General features: G+C 72.4%; 16 protein-coding genes and 1 tRNA gene. 7 read left to right on the top strand and 10 right to left on the bottom strand.

The annotated features are described in order from the left end of the window. Nucleotides 1-76 precede the first annotated feature (76 nt). Nucleotides 77-598 (top strand): hypothetical protein, encoded by a 522-nt coding sequence (locus tag ACIRRH_RS13510; RefSeq protein WP_403066182.1) that lies wholly within the window; start codon nt 77-79, stop codon nt 596-598. Here ACIRRH_RS13510 and ACIRRH_RS13505 read toward each other — a convergent pair. Next, nucleotides 588-1,181: a cysteine hydrolase family protein gene (locus ACIRRH_RS13505; protein ID WP_403066180.1), complete on the bottom strand. Its 594-nt coding sequence runs from the start codon at nt 1,179-1,181 to the stop codon at nt 588-590. The two genes, ACIRRH_RS13510 and ACIRRH_RS13505, sit on opposite strands and share 11 nt — an antisense overlap. 72 nt (nt 1,182-1,253) lie before the next feature. On the opposite strand from ACIRRH_RS13505, the gene ACIRRH_RS13500 reads away from it, so the two are divergent. After that, nucleotides 1,254-2,216: a GlxA family transcriptional regulator gene (locus tag ACIRRH_RS13500; protein WP_403066178.1), complete on the top strand. Its 963-nt coding sequence runs from the start codon at nt 1,254-1,256 to the stop codon at nt 2,214-2,216. A gap of 300 nt (nt 2,217-2,516) precedes the next feature. Here ACIRRH_RS13500 and ACIRRH_RS13495 read toward each other — a convergent pair whose 3' ends face one another. Both ACIRRH_RS13495 and ACIRRH_RS13490 read right to left on the bottom strand, forming a co-directional pair. Continuing rightward, complete coding sequence (locus ACIRRH_RS13495; protein WP_403066176.1) at nt 2,517-4,070, bottom strand: AMP-binding protein; 1,554 nt, start codon at nt 4,068-4,070, stop codon at nt 2,517-2,519. A 179-nt stretch (nt 4,071-4,249) separates the two neighbouring features. Next, the gene (locus ACIRRH_RS13490) at nt 4,250-4,765 is read right to left on the bottom strand and encodes a hypothetical protein (RefSeq protein WP_403066174.1); all 516 of its coding nucleotides are present in this window, start codon (nt 4,763-4,765) and stop codon (nt 4,250-4,252) included. Between the two features lie 135 nt (nt 4,766-4,900). Between ACIRRH_RS13490 and ACIRRH_RS13485 the strand changes: the two genes are divergently transcribed. Further along, nucleotides 4,901-5,593, top strand: a complete 693-nt coding sequence (locus ACIRRH_RS13485) for an alpha/beta fold hydrolase (RefSeq protein WP_403066172.1) — start codon at nt 4,901-4,903, stop codon at nt 5,591-5,593. 101 nt (nt 5,594-5,694) lie between these two features. On the opposite strand, the gene ACIRRH_RS13480 is transcribed toward ACIRRH_RS13485, so the two are convergent. Next, nucleotides 5,695-6,207, bottom strand: a complete 513-nt coding sequence (locus ACIRRH_RS13480; RefSeq protein WP_403066170.1) for an ArsR/SmtB family transcription factor — start codon at nt 6,205-6,207, stop codon at nt 5,695-5,697. A gap of 91 nt (nt 6,208-6,298) precedes the next feature. On the opposite strand from ACIRRH_RS13480, the gene ACIRRH_RS13475 reads away from it, so the two are divergent. Then, the gene (locus ACIRRH_RS13475; RefSeq protein WP_403066168.1) at nt 6,299-7,300 is read left to right on the top strand and encodes a S41 family peptidase; all 1,002 of its coding nucleotides are present in this window, start codon (nt 6,299-6,301) and stop codon (nt 7,298-7,300) included. A 137-nt stretch (nt 7,301-7,437) separates the two neighbouring features. Here ACIRRH_RS13475 and ACIRRH_RS13470 read toward each other — a convergent pair whose 3' ends face one another. The 5 genes from ACIRRH_RS13470 to ACIRRH_RS13450 all read right to left on the bottom strand — a co-directional run bounded on the left by ACIRRH_RS13470 (nt 7,438) and on the right by ACIRRH_RS13450 (nt 10,577). Further along, complete coding sequence (locus ACIRRH_RS13470; protein WP_403066166.1) at nt 7,438-7,815, bottom strand: hypothetical protein; 378 nt, start codon at nt 7,813-7,815, stop codon at nt 7,438-7,440. Between the two features lie 33 nt (nt 7,816-7,848). After that, on the bottom strand, nt 7,849-8,244 hold the full coding sequence (locus tag ACIRRH_RS13465) for a copper chaperone PCu(A)C (RefSeq protein WP_403066164.1): 396 nt from the start codon (nt 8,242-8,244) through the stop codon (nt 7,849-7,851). A gap of 307 nt (nt 8,245-8,551) precedes the next feature. Then, nucleotides 8,552-9,415: an alpha/beta fold hydrolase gene (locus ACIRRH_RS13460; protein ID WP_403066162.1), complete on the bottom strand. Its 864-nt coding sequence runs from the start codon at nt 9,413-9,415 to the stop codon at nt 8,552-8,554. Between the two features lie 157 nt (nt 9,416-9,572). After that, on the bottom strand, nt 9,573-10,133 hold the full coding sequence (locus tag ACIRRH_RS13455) for a hypothetical protein (protein ID WP_403066160.1): 561 nt from the start codon (nt 10,131-10,133) through the stop codon (nt 9,573-9,575). A 15-nt stretch (nt 10,134-10,148) separates the two neighbouring features. Further along, nucleotides 10,149-10,577: an ATP-binding protein gene (locus tag ACIRRH_RS13450; protein WP_403066158.1), complete on the bottom strand. Its 429-nt coding sequence runs from the start codon at nt 10,575-10,577 to the stop codon at nt 10,149-10,151. A 206-nt stretch (nt 10,578-10,783) separates the two neighbouring features. On the opposite strand from ACIRRH_RS13450, the gene ACIRRH_RS13445 reads away from it, so the two are divergent. The 3 genes from ACIRRH_RS13445 (at nt 10,784) to ACIRRH_RS13435 (ending at nt 12,015) form a co-directional block, all read left to right on the top strand. Further along, nucleotides 10,784-11,683, top strand: a complete 900-nt coding sequence (locus ACIRRH_RS13445) for a Scr1 family TA system antitoxin-like transcriptional regulator (protein WP_403066156.1) — start codon at nt 10,784-10,786, stop codon at nt 11,681-11,683. After that, a complete protein-coding gene (locus tag ACIRRH_RS13440) occupies nt 11,646-11,783 on the top strand; it encodes a DUF397 domain-containing protein (RefSeq protein WP_403066154.1) in 138 nt (45 codons plus the stop codon). The genes ACIRRH_RS13445 and ACIRRH_RS13440 overlap by 38 nt, the downstream gene beginning before the upstream one ends. A gap of 148 nt (nt 11,784-11,931) precedes the next feature. Beyond that, nucleotides 11,932-12,015 (top strand) — tRNA-Leu (locus tag ACIRRH_RS13435). A gap of 93 nt (nt 12,016-12,108) precedes the next feature. Here ACIRRH_RS13435 and ACIRRH_RS13430 read toward each other — a convergent pair. Further along, nucleotides 12,109-12,954 carry a cytochrome c oxidase assembly protein gene (locus ACIRRH_RS13430; protein WP_403066152.1) on the bottom strand — a complete coding sequence of 282 codons (846 nt, stop codon included), beginning with the start codon at nt 12,952-12,954 and terminating at the stop codon, nt 12,109-12,111. Nucleotides 12,955-12,959 lie beyond the last annotated feature (5 nt).

The following is a 12,959-nucleotide window of genomic DNA, read 5'->3' as shown; positions in this document are numbered from 1 at the left end:
GCGGGCCCGGGAGGCGCACCCGGCGCAGCGGCCGGCGGCCTGAGGACTGTCCGCGGCGGTCCGTAAGGTGGCCGCCATGTCCCTTCTCGATGCGATCCGCGCCGAGCCCGCCGCCGCCGACTTCCTGGCCTGGCCGGGCGACTTCTCCCTCGACGTCCACGAGCACGGGGAGGAGGTGGTGCTCGCCTCGGGCGCGGCCCTGGAGCCGGTGGCCAAGGACGGCGCGGGCGGCACCTTCTTCCTCTGCGGGGAGGGGGGCGAGGAGCGGCCGGTGCTGTACGCCGACTCCGAGGGCGGCGCGGCCCTGCTGGCCGTCGGGGTACCGGAGCTGGTCCGGCTGCTGCTGGCCGTGCCGTGGTGGCGGGACTGCCCGCGGCTGACGGTCGAGGAGAGCGCGGAGGCGGCCGAGGAGTACCTGGAGGACGAGCCCGGGCTCCACGCCGAGCGGGACGCGGCGGCCGCCGCGCTCGGGCTCGACGTCCCCTCCGCCGCCGAGGCCCTGGCGCGGCTGCGGGAGCTCGCGCTGGGCCTCGGGGCCTCGTACGTGCTGCTCAACGCCGAGGAGGGAACCGCCTACGAGCCGCTGTTCAGGCCGTAGCGGCCGTGGTGACGTCCTTGGTCGTCACCACCTTGGCGAAGCGCATCGCGTGCAGGGTCGTCGCCGTGGCGCGGGCGAGTTCGGCGGCGGGGATGGTGGTGCCGTCGGGGCCGGTCATGTCGAAGGAGTGCATGGCGTCGGTGGGGAAGATCGCGTCGTAGCCGAGGTTGCCGGCCATCCGGGCGGTGGTCTCGTTGCACACGTTGGTGATGATCCCGGTGACCACCACCTGCCGGGCGCCGCGCTCCTGGAGCCAGGCGTGCAGGTCGGGGGTGCCGTAGAAGGCGCTGTTGACGGTCTTGGTGACGTGCAGCGCGGGGGTGAGCCCGGCGACGAAGTCCTTGAGCTCGTACCCCGGGGTGCCCTCGGCCAGCAGGCCGACCGGGGCGGAGTGCTGCACGGTGACGATCGGACGGCCGGTGGCCTGCCAGACGGCGATCAGCTCGGCCATCCGCTGCTCGGCCTGCGGGTTGTCGCGGGGGCCGAAGTCCGGGGCCTCGAAGCCCTTCTGGACGTCGATGAGCAGCAGGACGGCGTCGGGGTCGAGGGTGAGCGGGGCGTCGAAGGCATCGGTGTTCGTCATACCGTCCATGGTGGTCGGCGTCACCGGGAAGTCGTGATGGGCGCAAATGCCACCCCTCGATAGATTTCTGCCATGCGTACGGTGGGTTGCCTGATCTTCGACGGTGTCCGGGCCTTCGACTACGCCGTGATCGCCGAGGTGTGGACGGACCGGTCCGCCCGGTTCGGCCTGCCCGCCTTCGACCTGCGGGTCTGCGGGCCGGAGGGCGCCCGGGTGCGGCTGGGCGGCGGGCTGGAGCGGGTTCCCGACGACGGGCCGGCGGCGCTGGCCGCGTGCGACCTGGTGGTGGTGCCGGGCGTCGAGGACCCGGCCGCCCGGCGGAGCCCGGAGATCCTGGAGGCCCTGCGGGCCGTCGCCGTCGCCGGCGTCCCGATCGCCTCGCTCTGCGCGGGCGCCTTCGTCCTCGCCGAGGCCGGCCTGCTGGACGGCCGCGAGGCCACCACCCACTGGGCGCTCGTCCCCGAACTCGCCCGCCGCTTCCCGGCGGTGACGGTCCGGCCCGAGGTGCTCTTCACCGGCGGCGAGGGCCTGTGGACTTCGGCCGGCGTCGCGGCGGGCATCGACCTGTGCCTCCACCTCGTCCGCACCGCCCACGGCCAGCAGGCCGCCGCCACCATCGCCCGGGCCATGGTCACCGCCCCCTTCCGGGCGGGCGGCCAGGCCCAGTTCATCCCCTCCCCGGTCCCGGACGCCGCCGCCGACGACGACCGGCTCGCCCGGCTGCGTGCGGAGGTCCTGGCCTCCCTCGACACCCCCTGGACGGTGCGCCGGATGGCCGCCGCCGCCCTGATGTCCGAACGCACCTTCGCCCGCCACTTCACCGCCACCACCGGCACCACCCCGATGCGCTGGCTCCTCGACCAGCGCATCCTCACCGCCCAGCGCCTCCTGGAGGAGACCGACCTGCCCGTCGACACCGTCGCCACCCACTGCGGCTTCGCCTCGGCGGTCTCGCTGCGGCCGGTCTTCGTGGACCGGGTCGGCGTCGCACCGAGGGAGTACCGCCGGGCCTTCCGGGGCCGGGAGGAGGGCTGAGCGTCGACCGCCGCGCCATCCGCAGGGCACATGCGACTCGGGGGAGCCGGTCCGCGGTGGCCGCGGGGCCGCCTGGGGGAAAGGGGGCAGCTGCTGCCGGTCACCGCCGCCGACGAACTGGCGCGCGTGGTCGGGGAGTTCCTGGCGACGCTGTGAGGGGCGGGGCGGGGTGGCGGCCCTCAGCGCCGCCACCCCGTTGGCTTCTCGGCACGGGGGCCGTGGTTCGTTGAGCCAAACCCCACCTTGGGGTGAAGTCGGGAGGCAAGGTGCGGAACCTCGGCGCCGTCACCCCCGGTGCCCTCAGCCCGCGGCGACCTCGCGCAGGCGCTTCCTGTCCGGCTTGCCGACGGGCGTCAGCGGGATCTCGGCCACGAGGTGCAGCGCCTCGGGGGCGTAGATCCGCCCCTTGCGTCCGGTGACGAAGGCGCGGAGTTCGTCCAGCTCCGGCCGCTGTCCCGGGGCGGGGACGACGGCGACGTGGACGTGCTCCGCCTCCTGGTCGTCGCGCACCCCGAAGACGGCGCAGCGGGCGACCGCCGGGTGGGTGAGCAGGAGGTCCTCCACCTCGGACGGGTAGACGTGCCCGCCGACCACGATGATCAGGTCCTTGACCCGGTCGGAGAGGTAGAGGTAGCCGTCCTCGTCGAAGTAGCCGACGTCGCCGGTGTCCAGCCAGCCGTCCCGCAGCACCGCGGCGGTGAGGTCGGGCCGCTTCCAGTACCCGGCCATGACGGTGTCGGAGCGCAGGTGGATCTCGCCCTGCTCGCCGGCCGGCAGGTCGGTGCCGTCGGACGAGCGGATCGCCACCTCGACGCCCGGGGCGGGCCGGCCGACCGGCACCTGGGTGCTGCCCGGGCCGATCCGGTCGTGCTCCTGCGGGGTGAGTACGGAGATCATCTGCGCCTCCGACATCCCGTAGGCGCCCGTCAGGACCGGCCCGAACACCTTGAGCGCCTCACGGATCCGGGTCGGCGAGGCGGCGCAGCCCCCGTACGCGATCTGCCGCAGGCTGGACAGGTCGGTGCGGCCGATCGCCGGGTGGTCGAGCAGCTGGTAGAGCAGTGGCGGCAGCAGCCAGAGGTCGGTGATGCGTTCGCGCTCGATGGCGGCGAGCACCGCGCCGGGCTCGAAGGAGCGCTGGAGGATCACCGCGCCACCGTGGTGGAGCGTCAGGTCGCACAGGATGCCCGCGAGGTGGGCGAGCGGGGTGGCGGCGAGGAGTCGGGGTGTGCCCTCGGCGGGATCGCTGCCGATCGGGGCGTCGAACACGCGGCGGTAGGGCCCGTGCAGGCTGAGGATGCCCTTCGGGATGCCGGTGGTCCCGCCGGTGTGGCGGATGCCGAGGTCGTCGTCGGGGCCGATCCGGACGGCCGGCGGTTCGGCGGGGTGGTGGGCGGAGGCGGCGATCACGTCCGCGCCGACGGCGTCGGGATCGCCGCCGGGCCCGGGGCCGAGGGTGAGGACGGTGGGCACGTCGATCAGCGGCAGCAACTCGGCTGCGGCGGCGTAGCGTTCGGCGTCCACGAGCAGCGCGGTGGTGTCGACGCTCGCCGTGATCTCGGCGAGGATCGGGGTGCTCATGCCGTCGTACAGGTTCACCACCCGGGCGCCCGCGAGGCCCGCGGCGTACCGGGCGCTCAGGGCCTCGGGGGTGTTGCCGGTCAGCAGGGTCACGGTGCTGCCGACGGTGACGCCCCGGGCGATCAGCTCGTGGGCGAGGCGGTAGGTGGTGGCGGCGAAGTCGCCGGCGGTGAGCTCGACGCCGTCGGCGGAGGTGATGGCCGGCCGGGAGGGGTGGGAGGCGAGGGACCGGAGGATCAGGGCGGGACCGCTGACGAACTCCGCGTCGGACATGGCTACTTCTTCCTTGTAGTTTGCAACCATGGCCACAGGCTAACCCCGGCCTCGCCGCCGCGCCGGGGATTCCCTGTGCATGATTGGCGTGAACACTCCTCCGTCGGCGCATTCGTGACGATGAGTCAGATCGGAGCGCCCCCTGCGCCGCCCCGTTCGAGTGAATCGCGCGGGGGCGCTCAGAACGCCGCAGGGGGCCGGAGCGCGAGGTCGGTGGCGGTGGCCCAGTGTGCGGCGGTGGCGGTGACGATGACGTAGCCCTGCTGGGAGGGGAGCCGGGGGATCAGGGCGCTGCGGCAGCCGTGGCTGTGGTGGACCTCGACGGGGGTGGGGACGCCGTGGAGCAGCACCTCGCCCGGGGTGGGCGGGCCGTCGAGCGGGGCCAGGTGGGTGCGGGGATCGAGGCGGTCCGAATTGGCCAGGAAGGTGGAGAGCTGGGACTGCGGGGTGGTGAGGGAGCCCACCCGGTGGCCGGCCGGAACGGGCCGCGAGGTCTGGACGACGGCGACGAGCTCGCCGTCCAGGTGGTAGTTGAGGTCCAGGTGGCAGAGGTAGCCGTCGGAGGACAGTCGCCCGAGCAGGAAGGACCACCCGGGCGGAGCGGCGCGGAGGACGGCGATCTGCTCGCCCCATTCCTCGGCGGTCTCGCGGTGGGTCGGTATGCGGATGCTGCGCGGGCGGGTGTCGTGGAACAAGGACTTCCCCCAACGGGCCGTTCACGGATGGTCATTGGGATGAGTATGCGGGTGCCGCCCGGAGGTTCGGGCGCGGATCGGCCGGTAGGCTCGGGCCCGGTGCGGGGAGTGACCGATTCCTGAGGGGGACTGATCATGGCGACGTACGTTCTGATCCATGCCGCGGCCGTCGACGCCTGGTACTGGGGGCCGCTGGCGGCCGAGTTGCGGGAGCGGGGCCATGAGGTGGTCGCGCCGGACCTGCCGTGCGAGGACGAGTCGGCCGGCCTCGCCGAGTACGCGGACGCGGTGGTGGCGGCGATCGGCGAGCGGACGGGCCAACTCGTGGTCGTCGCCCACTCGTTCGGCGGTTTCACGGGCCCGCTGGTGTGCGGGCGGCTGCCGGTGGACCTGCTGGTCATGCTCCAGGCCCAGGTGCCGGCCCCCGGGGAGTCGCCGGGCGCGTGGTGGGAGAACACCGGCTACTGGGCGGACCGGAGGCAAGCCGACGCCGCCCGGGGCGTGGCGGAGGGTGCGGAGGAGGACGTGCGCTCCCTGGTCGTGCACGACACTCCGGCCGCACTGGCGGAGGAGTTCATCGCGGAGCACCAGCGGCAGCAGTCACCGGCTCCGTTCGGGAAGCCGTGGCCGTCGGCCGCCTGGCCGCAGGTGCCGACCAGGTTCCTGATGTCCTCCGACGACCGGTTCTTCCCGGCCGCGTTCCTGCGGCGGCACGTCGAGGAGCGGCTCGGTTTCCGGCCGGACGAGATGCCGGGCGACCACTGCCCCATGCTGGGCCACCCGAAGGAGCTGGCCGAGCGGCTGGAGGCGTACCGGGCGGCGCTGTAGGCGGCGCTTCGGGCAGGGGTGTTGCGCAGGAAGTCGGCGGGGCCGACTTCCTGCGCGGTGGCCTCGGTCCTGCGGCACGTGCCCCGGCCGGGCCCGGGCGGTCAATCGCGCCCGGTGGCCTGTTCGTAGAGCGCCACCAGCACGCCGTGCACCGGCTCGCCCTCCGGGGCCTCGGCGGCCTCGTTCACCAGGGCCTGGAGGGTGGCGCCGAGGCGCGCGGCCTGGTCGGCGGTCAGTCGGAGGTGCCGCAGTACCAGCAGTGGCTCCTGCGGGGCCTTGACGCACTCCTCCGCCACCGCCCCGAGCAGGGCGGTGGTCGGTCCGGCGTCCTGTCCGGCCACCGTGATCCGCCGGGCGGTGCGCTGGTAGAGGTGCTCGCTGCCGCCGCGCACCTTCCGGGTCTCCACGATGCGGACGACGCCGGCGTCCTGCAGCACCTTGAGATGGTGCGCCACCGTGCCCTTGCTGCTGTCCAGCGCCGCCGCCAGCCGGCCGACCGTGGTGGGCTGCCCGCCGAGTGCCAGCAGCAGCCGTTGGCGCAGCGGGTGGGAGAGCGCCTTGTACTGCTGCGGGCTCTCGATGGTGAGTTCCTGCTCCTGGGTCTGGTCCTCCATGCGTAAAGCGTCCAACTTTCTTGACGCTTTCGCAAGCCGCGTGCTCTACTCGTCCCCCACCTGATCGACAGTCACCAGCGGGGGACAGCACATGACGCAGCTCCAGTCGGCCGAGATCACCGAGATCGTCACCGAGTTGAGCCGGCTCACGACCGGGCTCTACGTCTTCCCCGAGATCGGCGAGCGGATCGCCGGGGTCCTCGGCGACGCGCTGTCCCAGGGCCGCTACCACCGGGCCGGGGACCCGGAGACGCTCGGCCGACTGGTCACCGCGGACCTCCAGTCGGTCAACGGGGACGGCCACCTGCGGCTGAAGTTCCACCCGCACGCGATCCCGGCGGAGAAGGAGGACGGCGCCGTCCTCGCCGAGCTGGCGCGGGCCGCCGACCTCTCGCTCGGCGGCATACCCCGGATCGAGCGCCTGGAGGGTGGCGTCGCCCTGCTGAAGCTCGCACCGATCATCTTCCCGCTCGACATGACCGGCGAGTCGCTGAACGCCGCGCTCACCCTGGTCGCGCGGGCCGAGGCACTGATCCTGGACCTGCGCGAGTGCGTCGGCGGCCACCCGTACACGACCGCCCACATCTGCGGCCACCTCTTCGACGACCCGACGCACCTCAACACCCTCTACGACCGCGAGGAGGACGCCGAGCAGCAGTTCTGGAGCCCCGCGCTGGTGCCCGGCCCGCGGTTCGGCGGCAGCAAGCCGCTCTACGTGCTGATCAGCAAGGCCACCTTCTCGGGCGGCGAGGAGCTCGCGTACGACCTCCAGCAGCGCGGCCGTGCCGTGGTGATCGGCGAGGTGTCCGGCGGCGGCGCCAACCCCCGCCGGGGCTTCACGCTCCACCCCCACCTGGAGGCCACCATCCCGACCGCCCGCTCGATCAACCCGGTGTCGGGCGGCAACTGGGAGGGCACCGGCGTGATCCCGGACACCGAGACGGACCCGGCCCGGGCCCACGAGGTGGCCCACCGCGCGGCGCTGGCCGAGGTGGCCCGGCTCGGCGGCGACACCCCGTCGGCCGAGGAGGCCCGGCGGGCGCTGCGCGGCCGGACGGAGGACCGCGCCGTGTCGTCGGACGACCGGCTCTGACGGCCGGTCCCGCGTCAGGCCCGGACGGCTCGACCGGCTTCGCCCGTGATCGCCGGGAGCGGGCGCGGACCCGTCGGCCGGGCGAGCGCAGGGCCGAAGAGAAGGACTGCGGCCGGGTACGGGCGGGCGTGCGGCGGTTACTTCTCGACGGTGATGTCGGCGAAGCTGACGGCGAAGGCGTCGGGGTCGTCGTCCTCGTCCAGGTGGTAGGTGGCGCTGGCCCAGGCGCCGACGAGTCGGACGCGGGGGGCCGCGGGGTCGGCGGGGTCGCCGGCGACGAGGATGACGTCCTGGCGGGTGTTGGTGTTCTCGACGTCCTCGACCCACTCGGTGGTGGCCTCGTCGCGGATGTCGCCGCGGGTGAGGACCACGTTGCCCCACAGCGGCACGGGGGTCCCGTAGTTGCCGGCGAGGCAGGCGTCGATGTCGAGCTCGATGTCGATGAGGGTGAGCTTGGTGACGGCCGCGAGCGCTTCGGTCCGGTTGTCGCCGAGGTCGAGGTGGTACGTGGTCATGTCCGGGTCTCCTGATGGCGGCGCGGGCGCGGGTCAGTGCGGCTCGGGGGAGGTGCGGACGGGAACCCTGACCTTGAAGACCTTGCCGTCGCCGAGGAAGAAGACGATCCGGGCGTTGTCGCCGGGGGTGATCAGGCGGGTCGGCTTCTCCAGTACGAGGTGGTAGCTGCCCGGCGTGAAGGCGAACCCGCCCTTGGCGGAGAGGGTGACCCCGTCGTGCCTGACCGTCTTCGAGGCCTCGACGCCGGTGACGGTCCGGCAGATCGTGATGCTCCGGTAGTCGGGGCTGGTGATCCTGGTGATGTCGAGGCGTTCGTCCGAGGAGTTCTTCAGGCCGATGTAGCCGACGGCCGGCAGGGCGTTCGGCAGCCAGCGGATCCAGGCGGACTTCTCCCGGACCGTGATGTCGGTGTTGACCGGTGTCTTCATGATGTGACTCCTCGCCAGGGATCGGCTGTCGGCCTCGCATGGCCAGCACACCGGGTTGGCTTTTGATCACGCAAGGTGATCCGTTGGAAGGTCACTCGATCCGGTAATAGCACGGCCCGCCTCCATGACGTCGGGCGACGGGGCTGGTAGCCGAGCTCGATTCGGCAAGAGACGGCCTGCCCGATGACAGGTGCGCAGGAAGTCGGCTGGGTCGACGTCCTGTGCGGGCCCTGGGCCGAGGTGGCCGTACCCAGTCCGGTTCAGGCCAGGGTGCGGCTGCCTCGGCGCGGGAGCCGTTACGGTCCGGTCAGGCTTCGGCGGGCAGGAGCGCGGCGAGTTCGCCCAGGACCCGGGCGGCCGGTGCCGGGTCGACCAGCCACTTCAGGTGGCTGCCGGGGAGCGAGCGGACGTCGTAGGGGTTCTCCGGCGTCAGCGCGTCGCCCTCGCGGATCATCCGGTCCTGCATGGCGAGCGGCACGCTGGTGTCCTCGGTCAGCCGGACGTACGTCTTGGGGATGCGCCCCCAGGTGTCGGCCTGTGCCCGGTCGTCGGGGGTGCCGGCGTCGAGGTTCTCGTCGGGCTGGAAGGTGTTGAGGAACACCATGAACTCCTCGTCCGTCCCGTCGGCGAGGAAAGCGGCCTTGAAGGCCGTGAGGACGCCGGGGTCGGCGGTGCGGAAGTTGACGCGCAGCAGCCCGAGCTCGGCGGGGTTCCCGGCCATCGCCGAGGCCAGTCCCGCGGCGTCGACCGTGGCCATCTCCGGCTCGGCGTAGTAGGCGCCGACGGGGAGGTCGACGGGGCACCAGGCGGAGACGTAGACGATGCGGTCGATCAGGTCGGGCCGCTGGTTGGCCGCGACGGTGGCCGTCAGGCCGCCGCGGCTGTGGGAGACGAGGACGACGGGCCCGTTCCGCTTGGCCCGCTCCAGTATCCCGATGAGGTGCGCGACGTTGTCGGCGAGCGTGACGCCCTTGATGGCCCCGGGCGCGGTGGCGAGCCCTTCGAGGTCCTGCGGCGCCTGGTAGGCCTGCGGGTACGTTGCCGCGAACCCGTGCCCCGGAAGGTCGACGGCGACGGATCGGTGTCCGAGGAGGCCGAGTTCGGCTTGGAGCGGCGCGAAGGAGAAGGAGTTCGCGAAAGCTCCGTGAACCAGGACGAACGTCGGTTGCATCTGTCTGCTCACTTTCTGCCCTCCGCGGCGTCGGCGGCACGCGCGTCGCCCGCTCCGATGCCGCGAACCACCTCGCGGCCGAGCGCGGAGTCACGAGGGCAGCCGACAGCTGCCCAACTGTTCGATGGCTCACAGTACTCAGCGAATGATCACCGCACTACCCGAAAAGGCCCTTCGCCGCTCGGGTGCGGCAGTGGGTGAGGGCGAGTTTGATGCGGGTGTCGGGGTTGGGGGTGGTGGTGAGGAGTTCGCCGGCGGTGACGAGGGCGGGCCAGTAGCGGGCGGGGTCGCCGGTGCGGGGGAGCGGGTGGGCGGCGGCGAGGGAGAGGTAGGCGGCGGTGAGGTTGCCGGTGGTGAACCAGCGGCTCAGGCCGTGCTGGTGGCCGGCGCGGATGCCGCCCATGGCGTCGATCGCGACCAGGAAGAGCTCGACGACGGCGAGTTCGGTGGGGGTGAGGGACTTGGGGATGTCGAAGACGCCGAGGGCTTCGAGGAGTTCGCCGGTGTCGGTCTCGGAGCCCGGGCGGGGGTTGGCGAGGAGGACGTCGTAGCAGTCGTCGAGGCGGCGGGTGGTCTCGGCGAGGGGGATGGTGAGGGCGAGGCAGACGGCGCGGGCGGAGGGCAGGGGCTTGCGGGTGCGGCGGGCGAGGAGGGCGTAGGTGGCGGCGGGGGTGGTGCCGCGGGAGAGGGCGTGGCGGGCCAGGGTGGCGAGGTGCATGAGGGGTTCGGGCTCTCAGGCGGTGACGGTGACAGGGGCGGGGGCGACGAGGGACCAGACGAACTTGCCGATGCCGCCGGGCCGGGAGGCGCAGCCCCAGCGCTCGGCGAGTTCGTTGACGAGGAGCAGGCCGCGGCCGTGCTCGTCGTCGGAGGCCGGGGTGTGGAGGGAGGGCTGGCCGGTGCCGGCGTCGTGGACTTCGAGGCGCAGACGGTCGCCGGTGAGGGCGAAGCGGATCTCGATGTGGCGGTCGGCGGGGGCGTCGCAGTGCTGGACGGCGTTGGCGAACAGCTCGCCGAGGAGCAACTCGGCGGTGTCGCGGTAGGCCTCGCCGGTGGGGAGGCCGGCGAGGTAGGCGCGGAGCAAGTACCGGGCCAGGGGCGTGGATTCGGTCCGCGAGTCGAGGCGCGCGACGAACGTGCGGGGGCGGCGGGCAGTGAGCATGGGGGGACCTCGGAGGGGGCGGAATGGGGAGCGCGAGGGGCGCACGTAATTACGCTGCGCATGTAAATAACTGCGTTCGGTGTCAATGATCGAGGTTGCAGAGGTACGGTGGCGCCAAAACCGCGTGTTGGGCACGCAGGGCACGGCTGGGGGCAGTGATGGCACAGGGGAAGAACAGGCGAGCGGCCACGGTGAGCTCCGCGAGGATGTTCGGCGAGGAGATCCGGTACGCGCGCGAGCAGATGGGCTGGACGCAGGAGGAGATGGGCAAGCTCCTGCACCTCGACCGGACGGTGATCTCGCGAACCGAGAGTGGCAAGCGGAAGCCGTCGATCGAGGAAGTCGAGGAAATCGGGCGGCTGTTGAACGCTGACGACCTGCTGATGCGGCTGTACGGTCGGGTCGACTGGGATGCGGAGGTCGAGCACCCGGATTGGTTCCAGGAGCGCGCGGAGCTGGAGGCCGTCTCGGTCGGCCTGCGGGTGTACCAGGACAGCCTGATTCACGGCCTGTTGCAGTGCTGGCAGTATGCGCATGCGCTCTTCGCCAACGGTGCTGCGGTCCTTAGCCCGGAGCAGATCGAGGAGCGGATCCGCGCCCGACTCAGTCGGCAGAGCCGTTTTCTTGTGCCCGACGGGCCGTTGTTGCTCGTCATTCTCGATGAGAGTGCCATCCGTACGGCGGTGGGTGGGCCGAGTGTGATGAGAAGTCAGATGGAGCACCTGCTGCGGGTGGCGCAGCTCCCAAACGTCATCATTCACGTGGCGCCGTTCTCGAACCGGCGGACGTTCGTCAAGACGGCGATGGTGTTGCTGGAGCTGCCGGACGGAGAGCGCTGGGTCTACTCGGAGAGCCTCGACCGAGGTCACCTGAGTGATGCTTCCGACACCGTGGCCAGGCACCAGCGTCGCTATGATCAGCTCCGTGCCGAATGCCTGTCAGAGGCTGACTCGCTTCGGCTGATCGCCGATGCGCTGGAGGGTTACAGAGATGATGAGCAACGAGCTCGCCGCAGCCGCCTGGCGGAAGAGCAGCTACAGCGGGGACGACGGCGGGGACTGCATCGAGGTGGCCCCCGGATTCCCCGGCCTCGTTCCGGTGCGTGACTCCAAGGACCCGCACGGTCCGGCGCTCGTCTTCGCCGACTCCGCGTGGGGCGCCTTCGTCACCGCCGTCCGCGCCGGCGACTTCCCGATCGAGGGCTGACCCGCTTCTCGCCAGCCCAAAGGGGTGGGGCACCAACCGGTGCCCCGGCCGCCCCTCGCCCCTGCACGGGGCGGTCTCCCGCCCGTTCGCCCGGGGGTGGTCAGAGGCACCCCTCCGGATGGTCTATAGTTTTCCTCATCACCCAGATGCGCGGGTGGCGGAATAGGCAGACGCGCTGGATTCAGGTTCCAGTGCCCGAAAGGGCGTGGGGGTTCAACTCCCCCCTCGCGCACAGAGAACGGCCGGTCGATCCTCGGATCGACCGGCCGTTTTGTCGTTCGCAGACGCTGGTGGCCCCTCACGAGCCCGGACGCTGCCGGTGAATTCAGGGGACCCGGCTGCTTCGCCCCGTCGAGCGACAACTCGACGGGGCGAAGTCGTACGAAGTGGCCGGTGCGCGTCGGCGGTCCGGGCGCCAGGCAGCGACGAGGGCGAGGGCCAGTAGCAGTTCGGCGATGTCGCCGCCGTAGTACATGATCTCCGCGCCTGTCTGGACCTGGTCGACGGGTGCGTGGATGTCGACCCAGAAGCCGCCGTACATCAGCTGGGAGACCACCGCGTGCACGGCCACCGCGGCACCGAGGTAGACCAGCCGCGCGCGCTCACCGGGCCGTGCGGGGGCGGGGTCGGGGCCGGCGATGACGTAGGCGAACAGGCACCCGGAGAGCAGGAAGTGCGCGTGGAGAAGCCAGTGCGCGGCCGGGCTGCTCGTGGTCGCGTTGTACAGGGGGGTGAAGTAGAGCACGGCGAGGCTGCCGGCGGACAGCGCGAGCGCGGTCGCGGGGTGGGCGATCACCCGAGCAGGCGGGCTGTGCAGCAGCGCGGTCAGCTGCCGCCCGCGGGCCGCGGGCAGGGTGCGCAGCAGGAGGGTGGTGGGGGCGGCGAGGACGAGCGCGACTGGGGCGTACATGCCGATGAGCATGTGCTGGGCGATGTGGCCGCGGAAGTCGTGGTGTGCGAAGGGGGCCACGGGTGGCAGCAGGGCGGCGCCGAGCAGGGCGGTGCCGGTCAGGAACCATCGGGTGCGCCATCGGCTCCAGCCCAGGGCGGGGTTGCGGCGTCGTGCCCGGCGGGCGAGCAGCAGGTAGGCGATGGAGGCGGCGAGCAGGACGAGTGCGGGCAGCAGCGTCTGCGCGAGGCTGCCGCCGGCGTCGTGCCCGGGTGCGGGCATGTCGT

This window comes from Kitasatospora sp. NPDC101235 (assembly GCF_044767505.1).
Lineage (GTDB): Bacteria > Actinomycetota > Actinomycetes > Streptomycetales > Streptomycetaceae > Kitasatospora.
This window is presented reverse-complemented; position numbering and strand designations above follow the sequence as displayed.

Bases quoted from the DNA above. Each gene is read 5' to 3' on its own strand.
- ACIRRH_RS13485 (WP_403066172.1), top strand. From the start codon at position 4,901: ATGGCGACGTACGTTCTGATCCATGCCGCGGCCGTCGACGCCTGGTAC.
- ACIRRH_RS13510 (WP_403066182.1), top strand. From the start codon at position 77: ATGTCCCTTCTCGATGCGATCCGCGCCGAGCCCGCCGCCGCCGACTTC.
- ACIRRH_RS13480 (WP_403066170.1), bottom strand. From the start codon at position 6,207: ATGGAGGACCAGACCCAGGAGCAGGAACTCACCATCGAGAGCCCGCAG.
- ACIRRH_RS13495 (WP_403066176.1), bottom strand. From the start codon at position 4,070: ATGTCCGACGCGGAGTTCGTCAGCGGTCCCGCCCTGATCCTCCGGTCC.
- ACIRRH_RS13460 (WP_403066162.1), bottom strand. From the start codon at position 9,415: ATGCAACCGACGTTCGTCCTGGTTCACGGAGCTTTCGCGAACTCCTTC.
- ACIRRH_RS13445 (WP_403066156.1), top strand. From the start codon at position 10,784: ATGTTCGGCGAGGAGATCCGGTACGCGCGCGAGCAGATGGGCTGGACG.
- ACIRRH_RS13475 (WP_403066168.1), top strand. From the start codon at position 6,299: ATGACGCAGCTCCAGTCGGCCGAGATCACCGAGATCGTCACCGAGTTG.
- ACIRRH_RS13430 (WP_403066152.1), bottom strand. From the start codon at position 12,954: ATGCCCGCACCCGGGCACGACGCCGGCGGCAGCCTCGCGCAGACGCTG.
- ACIRRH_RS13470 (WP_403066166.1), bottom strand. From the start codon at position 7,815: ATGACCACGTACCACCTCGACCTCGGCGACAACCGGACCGAAGCGCTC.
- ACIRRH_RS13450 (WP_403066158.1), bottom strand. From the start codon at position 10,577: ATGCTCACTGCCCGCCGCCCCCGCACGTTCGTCGCGCGCCTCGACTCG.
- ACIRRH_RS13455 (WP_403066160.1), bottom strand. From the start codon at position 10,133: ATGCACCTCGCCACCCTGGCCCGCCACGCCCTCTCCCGCGGCACCACC.
- ACIRRH_RS13505 (WP_403066180.1), bottom strand. From the start codon at position 1,181: ATGACGAACACCGATGCCTTCGACGCCCCGCTCACCCTCGACCCCGAC.
- ACIRRH_RS13500 (WP_403066178.1), top strand. From the start codon at position 1,254: ATGCGTACGGTGGGTTGCCTGATCTTCGACGGTGTCCGGGCCTTCGAC.
- ACIRRH_RS13465 (WP_403066164.1), bottom strand. From the start codon at position 8,244: ATGAAGACACCGGTCAACACCGACATCACGGTCCGGGAGAAGTCCGCC.